The organism is Cellulophaga sp. Hel_I_12, from assembly GCF_000799565.1.
GTDB lineage: Bacteria > Bacteroidota > Bacteroidia > Flavobacteriales > Flavobacteriaceae > Cellulophaga.
In genome coordinates this window covers 1,464,814-1,482,158 of record NZ_JUHB01000001.1, presented here as the reverse complement: position 1 = coordinate 1,482,158, position 17,345 = coordinate 1,464,814, and the positions used below count along the sequence as shown (strand labels likewise).

The 17,345-nt window shown below is 36.1% G+C and carries 12 protein-coding genes; 8 read left to right on the top strand and 4 right to left on the bottom strand.

Annotated features, from left to right (window positions below; translation table 11 throughout):
• Positions 1 to 3: 3 nt before the first annotated feature.
• The gene (locus GQ45_RS06695; protein ID WP_047416155.1) at positions 4 to 321 is read right to left on the bottom strand and encodes a YbjQ family protein; all 318 of its coding nucleotides are present in this window, start codon (positions 319 to 321) and stop codon (positions 4 to 6) included.
• A 98-nt stretch (positions 322 to 419) separates the two neighbouring features.
• Positions 420 to 1,103, bottom strand: a complete 684-nt coding sequence (locus GQ45_RS06690; RefSeq protein ID WP_047416153.1) for a cell division ATP-binding protein FtsE — start codon at positions 1,101 to 1,103, stop codon at positions 420 to 422.
• Positions 1,104 to 1,252: 149 nt separating this feature from the next.
• Between GQ45_RS06690 and GQ45_RS06685 the strand changes: the two genes are divergently transcribed.
• From GQ45_RS06685 to GQ45_RS06665, 5 genes are all read left to right on the top strand, one after another.
• The gene (locus GQ45_RS06685; RefSeq protein WP_047416151.1) at positions 1,253 to 4,270 is read left to right on the top strand and encodes a tetratricopeptide repeat protein; all 3,018 of its coding nucleotides are present in this window, start codon (positions 1,253 to 1,255) and stop codon (positions 4,268 to 4,270) included.
• 25 nt (positions 4,271 to 4,295) lie between these two features.
• Entirely contained in the window at positions 4,296 to 6,053 is a 1,758-nt protein-coding gene (locus GQ45_RS06680) for a TonB-dependent receptor (RefSeq protein WP_047416149.1), read from the top strand.
• A gap of 113 nt (positions 6,054 to 6,166) precedes the next feature.
• A complete protein-coding gene (locus tag GQ45_RS06675; protein ID WP_052188144.1) occupies positions 6,167 to 7,252 on the top strand; it encodes an OmpA family protein in 1,086 nt (361 codons plus the stop codon).
• Positions 7,253 to 7,583: 331 nt separating this feature from the next.
• Positions 7,584 to 8,150 carry a PepSY domain-containing protein gene (locus tag GQ45_RS06670; protein ID WP_047416147.1) on the top strand — a complete coding sequence of 189 codons (567 nt, stop codon included), beginning with the start codon at positions 7,584 to 7,586 and terminating at the stop codon, positions 8,148 to 8,150.
• A gap of 80 nt (positions 8,151 to 8,230) precedes the next feature.
• Positions 8,231 to 8,839, top strand: a complete 609-nt coding sequence (locus GQ45_RS06665) for a YkgJ family cysteine cluster protein (protein WP_047416145.1) — start codon at positions 8,231 to 8,233, stop codon at positions 8,837 to 8,839.
• A 63-nt stretch (positions 8,840 to 8,902) separates the two neighbouring features.
• Here the strand turns inward: GQ45_RS06665 and GQ45_RS06660 are convergent, their stop codons facing one another.
• Entirely contained in the window at positions 8,903 to 10,537 is a 1,635-nt protein-coding gene (locus tag GQ45_RS06660; protein WP_047416143.1) for an ABC-F family ATP-binding cassette domain-containing protein, read from the bottom strand.
• A 332-nt stretch (positions 10,538 to 10,869) separates the two neighbouring features.
• Between GQ45_RS06660 and GQ45_RS06655 the strand changes: the two genes are divergently transcribed.
• Positions 10,870 to 12,489: an amidohydrolase gene (locus GQ45_RS06655; RefSeq protein WP_047416142.1), complete on the top strand. Its 1,620-nt coding sequence runs from the start codon at positions 10,870 to 10,872 to the stop codon at positions 12,487 to 12,489.
• A 78-nt stretch (positions 12,490 to 12,567) separates the two neighbouring features.
• Here the strand turns inward: GQ45_RS06655 and GQ45_RS06650 are convergent, their stop codons facing one another.
• Positions 12,568 to 13,113, bottom strand: coding sequence for a DUF2911 domain-containing protein (locus tag GQ45_RS06650; RefSeq protein ID WP_047416141.1), 546 nt, complete (start codon positions 13,111 to 13,113; stop codon positions 12,568 to 12,570).
• A 241-nt stretch (positions 13,114 to 13,354) separates the two neighbouring features.
• Between GQ45_RS06650 and asnB the strand changes: the two genes are divergently transcribed.
• Together asnB and gyrB are read left to right on the top strand one after the other, a co-directional pair.
• A complete protein-coding gene (gene asnB, locus GQ45_RS06645) occupies positions 13,355 to 15,028 on the top strand; it encodes an asparagine synthase B (protein WP_047416140.1) in 1,674 nt (557 codons plus the stop codon).
• 319 nt (positions 15,029 to 15,347) lie between these two features.
• A complete protein-coding gene (gyrB, locus tag GQ45_RS06640) occupies positions 15,348 to 17,276 on the top strand; it encodes a DNA topoisomerase (ATP-hydrolyzing) subunit B (protein WP_052188359.1) in 1,929 nt (642 codons plus the stop codon).
• The last annotated feature ends 69 nt before the right edge of the window (positions 17,277 to 17,345 follow it).

Sequence of the window (17,345 nt, the reverse complement as noted above, 5' to 3'; positions counted from 1 at the left end):
CCCCTAAATCACAACTACTGCAGTGCCTACAACTGAAATCATACTTGTCATGGAGCCAGAAATAGGTTCTACATCAACCTTTATACCTACAATAGCATTAGCTTTTAAGTTTTCAGCATGTGTTCTTAATTTTTGAAATACTGCTTCTTTCGCCTCTAAGAGCGATTTTTCATAGGCAGCATAGTACTTTTTACTGCTGAACATATCTTTTAAAGACATGCCAGAACCGCTGAAAGTAGCTGTGTAGGTAATATCAGATACAATGCCCAAATAGTGGGTAATTGTTTTTCCTTCAATGCTGTTTGTAGTGGTTAAAATCATAATAATATTTAAAAATTTAAAACAATAAAGGTCCTTGGTTTACCTCAAAAAACTTAAACCCGAAACTTGAAATAGTTTTAGCGACCAGCCAATAGAAATTAAACCGCCTTTTGCACCACTTCAAATACCTTGTTGCCATCACACTTCAGCGTTTTTGATGGGTATTTAAGTAGTAAAGCGTAATCGTGGGTGGCCATTAAAATAGTACGCCCAGTTTTATTAATTTCTTGTAATACTTTCATTACCTCTACACTGGTTTGAGGATCAAGATTTCCCGTAGGTTCATCGGCTAAAATAAGCTCAGGATCATTCAATAAAGCCCTGGCGATGGCAATACGTTGTTGCTCACCACCAGATAACTCATGTGGAAATTTAAACCCTTTTGTTTTCATGCCTACTTTGTCCAAAACACTTTCAATTTGAGCTTCCATTTTCGAGGCGTCTTTCCAGCCTGTAGCTTTTAAAACAAAGAGAAAATTATTGTTTACCGTTCGGTCTGGGAGTAACTTAAAATCTTGAAAAACTATGCCAAGTTTACGCCTTAAAAACGGAATGTCTTTTTCTTTTAGGGCTCTCAAGTCAAAATCAACCACACTACCAGTTCCTTCTTTTAAAGGTAAATCCCCGTAAAGTGTTTTCATAAAACTACTTTTCCCGCTTCCTGTCTTACCTATTAAATAAATAAATTCACCCCTTTTTACCTCAATATTGACCTCATTCAGAACTAAACTGTCTTTCTGAAAAATAGCAACGTCGGTTAATTTTAAAATACTTTCAGTCATAGTGCCTAATGTTGTTATAAAAGTAATACCTTAAGGTGATATTAAACAAAATTTTGTTCAAAATAAAAAAGTATCTTCGCATACTTAAGCATTCTTTTTGTCGTTATGGTACTACTAAACGAGACATTTCTTAATTGTTGGAGAACACTATGTTAAAGAAAAAATTCGCATTATTGCTAGTCCTTATTGGGTCTTGGCATCTTCTAAGTGCACAAAAATCAAAAATTTATACCCATGATCAAAAAGAGTATCAGCAAGCGCTGACACTCTACAATAATGAACAATTTCAAGCGGCACAAGCTATTTTTGAGAAGGTTAAATATGCCACTAAAGATCCGGAGACCGAAGCTAATAGTGCCTATTATGCTGCAAATGCTGCGGTTCGCTTAAACCAACTGGGTGCAGATAAATTAATGGAAGACTTTGTGGAGAATTACCCCACGTCGACCAAACGCAACGCGGCATATACCGATGTGGCTGAGTACTATTTTGAAACTGGAAAATACCCCTACGCCTTAAAATGGTACAAACGTGTAGATCAAAGCTCATTATCTAGGGCAGAAATTGATAAATTTAACTTTAATTACGGGTATGCGTTATTCTCTTCAAAAAACGCCAAAGAAGCAGAAACATATCTAAATAAGGTAACTACTTCTCCTATTTATGGCTCACAAGCTAAATATTACTTGGGGTTTATCGCTTATCAGCAAGATGATTATGTAGGGGCGAATCAGCGTTTTGATCAAATCACAGATCAAAAGGTTTTAGATGAAAAGCTATCCTATTATCAGGCAGACATGAATTTTAAATTGGGAAAATTCGAAGAAGCTATTGGCCTTGCTAAAAAGCAATTACAAAAAGCGGATCGCTTAGAAAAATCAGAATTAAATAAAATTATAGGTGAAAGTTATTTTAATCTAAAACAATACGATAATGCCGTTTCCTATCTTTTAGAGTACAATGGAAAAGCTGGTAAATGGAGCAATACCGATTATTATTTATTAGGCTATAGTTACTATAAGCAAGGAGATTATACGAACGCCATTCAACAATTTAATAAAATTATTGGTGGCAGTACCGATGTTTCTCAGAACGCTTATTACCATTTGGCAGAATGTTATTTAAAGCTGAATAAAAAGTCAGAAGCTTTAAATGCTTTTAGAAATGCGTCGCAAATGCCCTATTCGGAACAAATTCAAAAAGATGCTTTTCTAAATTATGCACGTTTAAGTTATGAAGTAGGAAATCCTTACGAAAATGTACCTACTGTACTGACCAAGTACTTAGAGAATTATCCTAAAGATGAAAATGCTCAGGAAATACAAGAGTTATTGGTCGATTCATACATTACCTCAAAAAACTTTGCTGGAGCCTTAGAACTTTTAGAAAACAATAAGTCCTATGCAAGTAAAGCAACCTATCAGAAAGTTGCCTTTTACAGGGGTGTAGAGTTATTTTTAGCTGCCGATTATGCTGGAGCTATAGCTGCTTTTGACAAATCATTAGACAAGGCAGAGGATCCAAAATTTAAAGCTAGGGCTACTTTTTGGAGGGCAGAATCAGCCTATAATAGCAATAGATTTGAAGAGGCTTTGGTTGGTTTTAAAGATTTTCAAAAAAATCCACAAGCAAAATCCACACCTGATTATGAAGATTTTGATTACAACTTAGGGTATACGTATTTTAAGTTAAAGGATTATGCAAATGCGGCAACCTACCTCTCTAATTATACGACCCTGAACAAAGAAGCGGATAAAAAACACGATGCCTTTTTACGTTTGGGAGATAGTTATTTTGCCTCAAGCAAATATTGGCCCGCCATAGAAGCGTATAACGCTGCCTTAGAAGGAGAGGGAAGTGAAAAAGATTACGCAGCTTTTCAAAAAGCATTGAGTTATGGTTTTGTTGATCGTGTAGCTACTAAAATAGAAGATTTGAATTCTTTTGTGCTAAAGTATCCAAAATCAACCCTAAAGGACGATGCGCTTTTCGAATTGGCTAATTCGTATGTACGGGCAAATAAGGAAGATGAGGGTTTGCGTATTTACGATAAACTTATTAGCGAGTATAAAGGGAGCTCCTTAGTGCCTCAAGCCATCGTGCGTCAAGGTTTGGTTCATTATAATGCCAATGAAAGTGAAAAAGCCTTGACTAAATTTAAAATGGTTGTTCGTGATTACCCAAATACGCAAGAGGCCATACAAGCGGTGACTACGGCCAAGCTTATTTATGTTGATTTGGGTAGAGTTGGTGAATATGCCGAGTGGGTTCGTGGTCTAGATTTTGTAGAGGTAACAGATACAGAATTAGACAATGCTACCTTTAGTTCTGCCGATCAAAAATATTTAGAAGGCAATACAGACCAGGCGATGCGGGGCTATCTAAATTACCTAAAAGAATTTCCAAAGGGAATCCACGCTTTGAAAGCCAACTTTAATTTAGCACAATTGTATTATGCTAACAACGATAAAGAGAAAGCACTAAGCAATTACAAAAACGTTGCTGAAAGAGGCACTAGTGAATATTCTGAACAAGCCTTAACTAGGGTTTGCGAGATTTATGTAAGTAAAAACGATTACAATACGGCCATACCATTTCTTGAAAAATTAGAGCAAACAGCAAATATTCAGCAGAATATCACCTTTGCACAGTCTAACTTAATGAAAGGCTATTTTGAACAAAAGCAATATGCCAAAACCATCGCCTATGCTGAAAAGGTATTAGCTACCAGTAAAATAGATAACCGGATTAAGAGTGATGCTCAAATAATGATTGCTCGTTCGGCTATTCAAACCAATAATGAAGCAAGAGCAAAAACAGCGTATGCAGAGGTATTGAGTATTGCTACAGGATCATTAGCTGCCGAAGCCTTATATTATGATGCCTATTTTAAGCATAAAGAAGGCAATAATGAAGCTTCAAATGAATCGGTACAAAAATTAGCCAAAGATTTTTCTGCCTATAAAGAATGGGGTGGAAAAGGTTTAGTGCTAATGGCTAAAAACTTCGACGCCCTTGGCGATGCATATCAGGCTACTTATATTTTAGATAGCGTTATTGTTAATTTTGCGCAGTATCCCGAAATAGTTGCAGAAGCGAAACAAGAAGCCTTCAAAATTAAATCGAAAGAGGCGAAAAGCAATTCATCCGTCAACCCTCAAAATTAATTTCCAATTGCAAAAGAGACACAATATGCAGCAATATATAAAATTATTCATGCTTGTTTTTTTGGGGTTTTTCCAATCGCTTGTAGCCCAAAAAAAAGATAAAGATAGCATTATAGGAACCGAAACAGTGACTGTTGTAAAGGCCTACAAGCCCACCGTAGCAGATGCTTTTAAGATCAAATCGGTACCTGTTATCAACGATTCTATCGTTTTAAAAAAGAAAAAAATTGACTATACTATTTTCTCCGTTCCTGTAGCTTCTACCTTTACACCCGCAAAAGGAAAAGCGGCTACGGTCGATAAGGTGGCTCCACCCGTACTCTTCAATTCGTATGCTTCATTGGGTTTTGGCACCTATGATAATGCTTTGGCAGAAGTATACACCAGTAGAAGTATCAATAGAGATGAACGCTTAGATTTAGGCCTTACCCACCATTCTTCAAGAGGTCAAATTGATAGTATTGCACTAAATAATGACTTTTATGACACTAAATTGGTAGCCGCTTATGCTAAAAGTGATACAGATTTGGATTGGGGCCTTAATTTGGGCTTACAACATCAACTATACAACTGGTATGGAGTACCATTAGGGAATTTAACGGATCAGCAAATTGAGGACTTAGATTCAAAACAAAATTATTTTAACGCCGAAATTGCGGGACATATCAACCTTGAAGATACATACTTTGAAAGGGGAGAAGCTTTGTTTCGTCGTTTTTTTGATGCCACAAAATCAGCAGAAAATAGAGCGATGATCAAAGGTATAGCAGCCTTTCCAGTTCAAGATGAAAATATTAAAATTAATGTAAAGCTCGATTATCTGGGTGGAAGCTTTAAAAATGCAGATGTAAATAGTGTAGAAAATTTAGCGGGAAATAATTACCGTTTTTTTCAAGCAGGATTTGGGCCAAGTATTGAAATTATTCGTGATGATTTGACTTTAAATTTAGGAGCAAACCTTGTTTTTGGTTTAGATGCTGAAAATAGCGATAGTAATTTTTATATCTATCCCAATATTACAGCGAGCTATCGCGTTTTAGAAGAAATAGTTATTGCTTATGGTGGTATTCAAGGTGAATTGCTGCAGAATTCGTATTACGACTTTGTTGAGGAAAATCCGTTTGTGTCACCAACCTTAACAATTCAACCAACCGATCAAAAATATAATGCCTATGCGGGTATTAAAGGACAATTGATACCTAACTTGAGTTATAACATTAGAGCCACGTACAAAACAGAAAATAGAAAGCCATTGTTTAAATGGAACCCTTTAAATTCGTTTAGAGATGATGATAAGGCCTACACCTATCGTAATTCGTTTGAGGTTTTTTATGATGACGTAAAAACCTTGGGTATTTTTGGAGAATTGAATGTGGATATTAAACGAAACTTTTCATTGGGCTTAAATGCAGAAGCATTCAATTATACCACAGAAACGGATCGCCCTGCATGGAACTTACCAAAATTTACGAGTTCTGCATTTATGGACTATCAAATTACACAGCAATGGTATTTAGGTGCTTCTCTTTTTTATATGGGTCAACGTGACGATTTATTATCAGAAGTCGTTCAAAATACGCCACAAGATAATTTTCCATCAGAAGAAATTTCTTTAAATGCTTTTTGGGATGTCAATGCGCATTTAGGATATCGATTTAATAACCAACTTTCTGTTTTTCTAAAAGGAAATAACCTGACCAATAGTAATTATCAGCGTTGGGCAAACTACCCCGTACAAGGGCTGCAAGTGATCGCAGGTGCAACCTATAAGTTTGATTTTTAGGTAAGTAAGTCTTATGTATTTCGTCTAAAATATTTTCTATTTAGACAAAAACTAAGATTATATGCTTAATTTTATACAACTGGTGTATAGTTTAATCGACTTATTGGTGTATAATGAAAATATTTTTCAAGTTGTTATACGTATTTTTTGGATTGGCTAATTTTCTCGGACAGAGTCAAAATTTAGTCAAAAACCCTAGTTTTGAGGCGTACCACCAATGCCCTAAGGAATACGGCTCCTTGAGTTTAGATGCAACAGATTGGAAGATTCCAAGTTTAGGTACTACCGATTATTTTCACACCTGCAGCCAAGAATTACCTGTTGAAAATAATTTTATAGGTTCACAACTCCCTTTTGATGGGGATGCTTATGCCGGAATGTATATGTATGCACCAAATGATTATAGAGAATATATTACCGCATCATTGAATACTCCCTTAACGCAGGGAAAACTATACAAAGTTTCTTTTTTGGTTAACCTAGCAGATAAAGTAGAATTTGCTGTGAATAGGTTCGACGTGTTACTGTCAAAAGCCGCTTTTGAAATGAGTACCTCAAAATATATAGATTTAGCCTATTTACCTGCAGATTTTACAAACAACTTTAAGGAAATTACAAACAGTACTTTTTACAATAACACGGAAGATTGGACGCAAATTTCAACCACGTTTGTAGCAAAGGGAAATGAGCGCTTTTTAACTATTGGGAATTTTAAAAGCAATGAATCTACCATGGTGGAAGTTGTAAAAAAAACCTCAAAAAAATCGGCCTATTATTTTATTGATATGGTCAGTGTGGAGGCCATGCCCTTTTTTAATTTGAATGAACTATATGTTTTTGACGATGTATTGTTCGATTTTGACGAAACGACCATTGAAATTAAATATTCCCGTCAATTAAACGATTTAGTAGCCTACCTAGAAGCAAAGCCAAGTTTAAAAGTGAACTTGTATGGGCATACAGATGCTTTGGGGTCTGACGACTATAATGATACCTTATCGCATAAACGAGCTGAAACAATAGCTAATTTTTTAATCAAAGCCGGAGTGCCTAAAAATAGAATTGAATGGAAAGGTTTTGGTCTTAAAAAACCGATCGTTGATAATAACGAAGAAACACTTCGTTTTAAAAACAGACGGGTTGAGTTTTTAATTTCTGAACTACATAGCGATTATGCTAAAACAGTATATGAGGATTAATTTGTTTTAGAGGTATATGTGTTTTACTCCAGGTTTTTTTTAGTGCGCTGCTCTTTTTTTGTAATTCTGAGTGCATGGGCATCATCAATTTTTAGAAAGAGTTTTTCCTCTTTTGACCACTGCAAACTACTCGACTAGTTAAACCTCTCTTTTTTATTGTTTTTTGAATGTAAGACGACCATGCCAAATCGGTATCGATTAGCCTTTTATGGCGCTTTCGAAGTGACTCTAATTTTAGCATTTCTTTGAGAAAATTTTAGTTTTATATTTCTATCTTCCGCAGTCAAAATTTAAAGTAAGAGTTTCTTCTTACCGTATTGAATAGCTTATCATGAGTTCAACCAATAGCAGAAAAAAACAAGCTAAAGTTTTACGTATTTTTAGAAAAATTCACCGATACACTGGGGCGGTGTTGTTTATTTTTTTCTTTTTTATTTCTATCTCGGGACTTTTATTGGGTTGGAAAAAAAACAGCAACGGGTTGCTGTTGGCAGAAACTCAAAAAGGAACAACTTCCGAATTTTCCGAATGGTTGCCCTTAGAGGTTTTATATCAAAAGGCATATACTATAATTCAAGATTCAGTAGTTTCAGAAAAGCCCATTGCTTTAGATCGCGTAGATATTCGCAAAGACAAGGGCGTTGTGAAGTTTATTTTTGATGATTATTACGGTTTGCAACTCGATGGAGGAACGGGAAAGCTTTTAGAATTTGGCAAGCGAAATGCCGATCTGGTTGAAAACATTCACGATGGCTCTATTTTAGATCGATTTTTTAATATTTCAGGCGGTTATATAAAGTTAACCTATAGTACCATCATGAGCGTCGCATTATTGATTTTTACCATCACGGGCTTTTGGCTTTGGTATGGTCCAAAACGCATGAGGAATACCACTTAAAAAATAGAAGTATTTTAGAAAATATAGTTGTAAAACAGATGGTTTTTTAGTTTATTTTTGCGCGCTATTTAAAACTATAAATGTCTATATTAAAGAAGGTTAGAGCTGTTGATTCATTATATGCAGTTCTAGATAAAGAAATCGCTGTTTTTCAATCTAAAAGCTCGCTTCATTGTAAAGCAGGTTGTGGAAAATGTTGTACGCATGCTGAGGTTGATGCGTCGCCGTTAGAATTTCTTCCTTGGGCTTTACATTTATTTTTAAAGGGTACAGCAGCAACAACTTTAGACCATTTAAAGACTAAAACTTCTGCTATTTGCCATATTTACGAACCCCTTTCAGTAGTAGATAGTGGTAGCGGTAAGTGTAGCGATTATCAATACCGCGGATTAATTTGTCGTCTTTTTGGGTATGGCGCCAATCGCGATAAGTTTGGCGAAATGCGTTTGGCTACCTGTAAAATTATCAAAGAATCTCAAGCAGAAAATTTCGAAGCGGCGCAAAAAGCGATGAAAGAGGGATTATACGTCCCCATTTTTACCGATTATTATATGAAGCTTTCTCAGATCGATTTTAGATTAGGAAACCTTATTGTTCCAGTAAATACAGCCTTAAAGCTGGCGCTAGAAGAAGTTTTACAGTATTATGCCTACCGACCATTTCCGAGAGGTTTTAAGAATTGTGCGTAATTTTAGAGTCAAGAGTCAAGATGATATTCTCTAGTTTATTAGAACTTTTAGTGGTCTAGAATCTTATTTCAGGTCTATCTCCTTCAAATTCTCAATCCTATTTCGAACCAAATAGGCATCAACAGTTTCAAAATGTTCAATAACACGCTTTTCTTTAAACTCAAATACTTTTTCGGCTAAGCCTTGCAGAAAATCTCTATCATGCGAAACAAGAATCAGCGTGCCATCAAAATCAAGTAAAGCTTCTTTTAAAACATCTTTAGACTTTAAATCTAAATGGTTGGTGGGCTCATCAAGGATAAGCAGGTTCACAGGGTCTAAGAGTAATTTTACCATAGCCAATCTTGTTTTTTCTCCTCCAGAAAGCACGCTTACTTTTTTATCTATGGCATCACCGCTAAACATAAATCGGCCTAAAATATTCTTCATTTGAGTTCTCACTTCGCCTTGAGCAACTTCATCAACGGTTTGGAAAACTGTTAACTCTGGGTCTAATAAGGATGCTTGGTTTTGTGCAAAGTAACCTACTTTTACGTTATGGCCTAGCGTACATTTGCCTTCGAAGTCTATTTCGCCCATAATGGCTTTAATCATGGTAGATTTCCCTTCTCCGTTTCGACCCACAAAACAAACCTTTTCGCCACGTGAGATACTCATATTCGCATTTTTAAAAACAACAAGGTCTCCGTAGGTTTTCGTAAGATCAATAGCAGTTACAGGATAATCTCCAGAACGCATCGCAGGCGGAAATTTTAATTTTAAGGCAGAAGTATCAATCTCGTCGATTTCAATAATTTCTAACTTTTCAAGCATTCTTTCTCGAGATGTAACTTGATTGGTTTTCGAATAGGTACCTTTAAATCGATCAATAAAGGTTTGATTGTCAGCTATAAATCGCTGCTGCTCTTGGTAGGCTTTAATTTGATGGCTTCTGCGGTCTTCGCGCAATTGTAAGTAATGCGAATAGTTTGCTTTATAGTCATAAATTCGACCCATGGTCACCTCTATAGTTCGGTTGGTAATATTGTCAATAAAGGTTTTGTCGTGTGAGATGACAACAACAGCTTTGGCTTTGTTGAGTAAAAAGTCTTCTAACCAGATGACAGAAGCAATATCAACGTGGTTTGTGGGCTCATCTAAAAGAATTAAATCAGGCTTTTGTAGTAAAATTTTGGTGAGTTCAATTCTCATACGCCAACCACCACTAAATTCACTGGTTTGCCGATGAAAATCTTCGCGCTTAAAACCTAAGCCTGCTAATGCTTTTTCAACTTCTGCTTCGTAATTAATTTCTTCTAGCGCATAATATTTTTCTCCTAAATCTGATACCTTTTGAATCAACTTCATATAGGCATCAGATTCATAATCTGTTCTGGTTTCTAAAGCTTTGTTAAGTTCATCCATTTCATTTTTCATTTCAAAAACTTGCGCAAAGGCCTTAGAAGCTTCTTGAAAAACGGTACAGTTGTCTTCGGTTAATAAATGTTGCGGCAAATAGGCAATAACAGCATCCTTAGGAAAACGAATATGACCACGTGTGGGCTTTTGCTCACCAGCGATAATTTTCATCATGGTCGATTTTCCAGCACCATTTTTGCCCATAAGGGCAATTTTATCATTCTCATTAATTACAAAAGAAACATCACTAAAAAGGGTATCTCCACTAAATTCAACAGCAATAGCATCAACAGAAATCATAGTTTAATTTTTAAAAGCGCAAAGCTAGTTAAAACGGATATATCTCCGTAGTATTTTTTATCGTCCCAAACTAAATGACTGAAGTTTAAATTTTCAATTTTAAGCGTATGCTAAACCATTGAAACGTGGTGAAAGTATAATCATTAGAGCTTTAAAAGCTTTAAACAGAGAAAAATTTAAACATTCCATCTTCGGAAATCAGTCCTAAATATCCATAAAAAAAATTCAATATTTTATGAATTATAGATAAATGTTGTACTTTGTAGCCTCAAAAATTACCGCTATAAAACACTATCCTAATTAATTTATTTTTAGCTAAAAAAACCAAAAACATGAAAAGAATATTGCTACTTTTTTCCATACTTATAGGCAGTTGTGAATCAGTGAAAGAACAGGTTGATTTGATAATTACAAACGCTACGGTTTATACTGTGGACGCTTCTTTTTCTAAAGCCCAAGCCTTTGCGGTTAAAGATGGTAAGTTTATAGCTATAGGCACCAATGAAGAAATTTCAGAAAAGTATAGTACGGAGCAATTTATTGATGCTCAAGGTAAGGCTGTTGTGCCGGGTTTAATCGATGCACATTGTCATTTTTTTAGATTGGGAATCGACCAACAAGAACTTGATTTAGTGGGCACCAAGAGTTATGATGAGATCCTGGAAAAAGTAAAAACCTTTCAATTAAAAAATAAAAGAGATTTTATCATCGGTCGTGGTTGGGATCAAAACGACTGGGAAGTTAAAGAGTTTCCTACCAAAGAACAATTAGACGTCTTATATCCTGAAACGCCAGTAGTTTTGCAGCGTATTGATGGGCATGCGTATATCGTAAACCAGAAAGCGCTCGACTTAGCCGGAATCACCATGGATACAAAAGCAATAGGTGGTGAAATTATAAAAATGAATGGAAAAATAACAGGTATTCTAGTCGATGGTCCTATGGATTTGGTAGACGCTATCTTGCCTAAACCTTCTAAAAAAGTGATGATTCAAGCGCTAAAAGATGCGCAACAAATTGCTATAAACAACGGGTTAACCACCGTAAATGATGCAGGGTTGTCTCGAGAAGTGATTGAGCTTATAGACAGTTTACAACAATCAGGGGACTTATCCATGCGCGTATATGCCATGATTTCTAATGCTCCTGAGAACTTAGATTATTATTTAGACAAAGGTATCATCAAAACCGATTATTTAAATGTTCGCTCTGTAAAGGTATATGGAGATGGCGCATTGGGTTCTCGTGGGGCTGTTTTAAAAGCATCGTATACTGACCAGCATAATCACTTCGGAGCTATGGTAACGCCTGTTGATGAAATTGAAAAATTAGCCCATCGAATTGCAGCAAGCTCGTATCAGATGAATACGCACGCTATTGGTGATTCAGCGAATATTGTGGTGTTAAAAGCGTATAAAGATGCTTTAAAAGGTAAAAAGGATAGACGTTGGAAAGTTGAACACGCCCAAGTCATTGCACCTTTAGACTTTGACTATTTTGAAGAAGGAATTATTCCGTCTATACAGCCAACTCATGCCACTAGCGATATGTATTGGGTTGCCGATAGGCTAGGAGCTGAGCGCGTAAAGGGTGCTTATGCCTATAAAACACTTTTAGATAAGGCGGGAATAGTGGCTTTAGGAACCGATTTTCCTGTAGAACAGGTAAGTCCGTTTTTAACTTTTTATGCTGCAGTAGCACGAAAAGATACCGATGGATTTCCTGAAGGAGGGTTTCAATCGAATGATAAATTAACTAGAGAAGAAACGCTTAAAGGAATGACCATTTGGGCAGCCTATAGTAACTTTGAAGAAGAAGAAAAAGGGAGTATTGAAGTGGGTAAATTTGCTGATTTTGTAATCCTAGAAAAAGATATTATGACTATCCCAGAAGAAGAAATTGCAACGACAACTGCATCGCGCGTTTTTATAGCCGGTAAAAGTTTAAAGTAAGGGAATAGGTAGGTCAAAACAATAAAAAGTCCTGAAGTTCAAAACTTCAGGACTTTTTAGGTTAAGGCTGTGCTTCTTTTATTTTTTTTCGCTTACAGGAACGGTAACGATAACTGTTCCCCAACCCATAACTAATTCTGGACCTGTAGTACCATCATGGAAAATCATAGATAAATTTTCTAAAGATTCCTTACCAGTGCTAACAGTTCCTTTTACGCGCACCAAGTCAGCAGCTTTATCATACGTATAAGCTCCCCACTGGTTTAAGTTCTTGTTTAAAATAACTGTCCATTCTTTTTCGCCTGGAATTGTAAATAACGAATAAGTACCAGCTTTAACTGATGTACCTCCAAAAGTAGCGTCTTTATAAAATGTGATCTCTACCGATTCATTTGCGCCTGTTCGCCAAACACTACCTGCAGGAGCTAGTTCAGAAACAGACCTTCCTTTTAATTGAGGTCTACTGTAGGTAACTTTTGCTAATTTGTCGGCAATTTTATAACTGCTTGGATAAGAAGCTGCATCCATAGGACTCTGGTCTAAGCTGCTGAATTTTTGTGCACTTAGATTTGCAGTAAAAATAAAGCAAGCTGAAATTAAGGCAATTTTGATAAATTTTTTCATTGTTGTTTGTTTAAGTGTTTTTACTTGAGCAATCTAGCTTAGTTTCTGCCTGCTAAAGTCGTAACATTTTTTTAAACTTACAAAAAAAGAAATTTGATCTTATTTTGCACTAATAATAGTTACAATAAAATACTAAAAAATAGTTATATGTTTTAAATTGTAATCGTTTTTAGTGTTTATGTTTTTTAAAAGAAACATTAAACCCATCTTTGCTTTACTATTGATTATAAAGTGATATGTTATGTGTGGAATTGTATGTGCGTTTGATGTAAAAGAGAGTACGGAAGAATTAAGACCTCAGTTGCTTGAGATGTCAAAAAAAATTAGACATAGAGGGCCAGATTGGAGTGGAATATTTGCAAATGATAAAGCCATATTAGCTCACGAGCGTTTGGCTATTGTAGATCCAGCTTCTGGAAAACAACCTTTATTTAGTGAAGATAAAAAATTAATACTCGCTGCCAATGGTGAGATTTATAACCACAGGCAACTTAGAAAGCAGTTTGAGGGAAAATACAATTTCCAAACTGAATCCGATTGTGAGGTGATTTTGGCATTGTATCAAAAAAAAGGAGTTCACTTTTTGGATGAAATGAATGGCATTTTTGGATTTGCCATTTATGATGTGGAAAAAGATGAATATTTTATAGCAAGAGACCATATGGGAATAATTCCTTTATATATGGGTTGGGATAAAAATGGCACTTTTTACGTAGCCTCCGAATTAAAAGCTTTAGAAGGAACCTGTACTAAAATAGAACTTTTTCCTCCGGGACATTATATGCACAGCTCGGATGGCGAATTAAAACAATGGTATTCTCGTGATTGGATGGAATACGAGGCTGTAAAAGATAACACAACCAGCATTGCAGCCATTAAAGAGGCTTTAGAAGCGGCCGTTCACAGACAATTAATGTCTGATGTACCTTATGGTGTTTTGTTATCAGGAGGGCTAGATTCTTCAGTGACTTCTGCTATTGCTAAAAAATACGCCCAAAAAAGAATCGAATCAGATGATACTGCAGAGGCTTGGTACCCGCAGTTGCACTCATTTTCAGTAGGTCTTGAAGGATCGCCTGATCTAGCAGCGGCTAGGAAAGTCGCCGATCATATCGGTACCATTCATCACGAAATTAAATTTACGATTCAAGAAGGCCTAGATGCTATAAAAGATGTCGTTTACAATCTAGAAACCTATGATGTCACTACGATTAGAGCTTCAACGCCCATGTATTTAATGGCTAGAGTTATCAAATCTATGGGGATAAAAATGGTGCTTTCTGGAGAAGGTGCAGATGAATTGTTTGGAGGCTATTTGTATTTTCATAAAGCACCTAATGCTAAAGAATTTCATGAAGAAACGGTCCGTAAATTAAGTAAATTACACATGTACGACTGTTTAAGAGCGAATAAATCATTAGCTGCTTGGGGAATAGAGGGTCGTGTGCCATTTTTAGATAAAGAATTTATGGATGTAGCTATGCGCATCAATCCACAAGATAAAATGATTAATGGCGAACGCATGGAAAAATGGGTGGTACGTAAAGCTTTTGAAGAAATGTTACCTGAAAGCGTCGCATGGCGTCAAAAAGAACAATTTTCGGATGGGGTAGGGTACAGTTGGATTGATACCCTGAAAGAGGTAGTTAAAGTAGAGGTAAGTGACGAACAATTAGCGAATGCTAAATTCAGGTTTCCACTGCAGACACCAACATCAAAGGAAGAATTTTATTACCGTTCTATATTTGAGTCACATTTTCCGTCAGATGCTGCAGCGCTTTGCGTTCCTCAAGAAGCATCCGTTGCTTGTAGTACTAAAATAGCTTTAGAGTGGGATGAGGCATTTAAAAACATGAACGATCCTTCTGGTAGGGCCGTGGCTAATGTGCATGCTGACGCCTATGTAAAAGCTTAATTTTTGCATGATCATTTTTAGTTTTAATGATATGTAGTCCGTAAGAAGCACCCTGTAGGGTGCTTCTTTGGGTTAAAGGCCTGAGTTTACTACTATTTTTTTCTTTAAAAATATAAATAGGCCTATATATTTTCCACAATTTTTGTTGATAACTTAGCTGTTGCTATTTGGTTTAAACGCCTAATTCTAGTAGGTAATCTTTATATTTGTAAGATTGCTAAAATTACAACGAAACCATTAATTTATGAGCGAAGAAGCAAAAAATGACGACCTAGAAAATAAAAAGTCTGAAGAAGCAAAAAAGAATGAAAATTTGCCTATGAAAGATTATTCGGCGGATAGTATCCAGGCGTTAGAAGGTATGGAGCATGTGCGCATGAGACCTTCCATGTATATTGGTGATGTGGGTATTAGAGGCTTGCACCATTTGGTATATGAAGTTGTTGATAATTCAATTGACGAAGCCATGGGTGGGCATTGTGATACAATTACAGTGACCATCAATGAAAATAATTCTGTAACCGTTAGAGATAACGGTCGTGGTATTCCTGTTGATATTCATAAAAAAGAAGGTGTCTCTGCGTTACAAGTAGTCATGACTAAAATTGGTGCCGGTGGTAAATTCGATAAAGATTCGTATAAAGTTTCTGGTGGTTTACATGGTGTTGGGGTATCTTGCGTAAATGCACTTTCAAACCATTTAAAAGCAACGGTTTTTAGGAATGGTACTATTTACGAGCAAGAATATGAAAAGGGTAAAGCCATGTATCCTGTTAAAAGCGTTGGTACAACAGATCTTAGGGGCACTGAGGTAACTTTTATTCCAGATGATACTATTTTTACGCAAACAATAGAGTTTAGTTATGAAACGCTTTCCAATAGAATGCGTGAGCTTTCATTTTTAAATAAGGGGCTTTCTATCACCATTATGGATAAACGTCAAAAGGATAAAGACAGTCCAAGTGGTTTTGTCCAAGAACGCTTCTTTTCAGAAGAAGGCCTAAAGGAATTTATTAAGTTTTTAGATAGTAATCGTGAGCCTCTTATTCAGAAAGTTATAGCTATTGAAGGAGAGAAAAACGGAATTCCAGTAGAGGTAGCTATGATTTATAATACCTCGTACACTGAAAATTTACATTCTTATGTAAATAATATTAACACCCACGAAGGGGGTACACATTTATCTGGTTTTAGAAGGGGTTTAACGGGTACTTTGAAGAAGTATGCAGACGCCTCTGGAATGTTAGATAAATTAAAGTTTGAAATTCAGGGAGATGATTTTAGAGAAGGCTTAACGGCAATTATTTCTGTAAAGGTGGCAGAACCACAATTCGAAGGACAGACGAAAACTAAATTAGGAAATAGAGATGTTTCTGCAGCTGTGAGTCAAGCAGTTTCGGAAATGTTGACTGATTATTTAGAAGAAAATCCTGAGGATGCTAAAATAATTGTACAAAAAGTAGTTTTAGCAGCAACTGCCCGACACGCAGCGACGAAAGCGCGTGAAATGGTACAGCGTAAAACGGTTATGAGTATAGGTGGTTTACCTGGAAAATTATCAGATTGCTCCGATCAGGACCCCGTAAATTGTGAAGTTTTTCTTGTCGAGGGAGATTCGGCGGGAGGTACGGCTAAACAGGGTCGTGACCGAATGTTCCAAGCTATTTTGCCTTTGCGAGGTAAGATCTTGAACGTTGAAAAGGCCATGACACATAAAGTTTTTGAAAACGAGGAGATTAAAAATATCTATACAGCCTTAGGGGTATCTATAGGTACTGAAGAAGATAGTAAAGCCTTAAATCTAGATAAGTTAAGATATCACAAGGTAGTCATCATGTGTGATGCGGATGTCGATGGTAGTCATATCGAAACCTTGATTCTTACCTTTTTCTTTAGATTCATGCGTGAGTTAATAGAAGCCGGGCACGTTTATATCGCAACACCGCCTTTATATTTAGTTAAAAAGGGAAATAAGAAGCGCTATGCTTGGAATGATAAAGAGCGTGATGAAATTGCAGAAAGCTTTAATGGTAGTGTAGGTATTCAGCGTTATAAAGGTCTAGGAGAAATGAATGCTGAACAACTATGGGATACGACCATGAATCCTGAGTTCAGAACTTTAAGAAGAATTGTTATAGATAATGCCACAGAAACAGATCGTGTTTTCTCTATGTTAATGGGGGATGAAGTTCCACCACGAAGAGAATTTATTGAGAAAAATGCGGTTTATGCCAACATTGATGCATAAGAAATCATAGTTTCACAACAAAAACTCGCACACTACGTGCGAGTTTTTTAGTTTTACCCCAAATTAAAA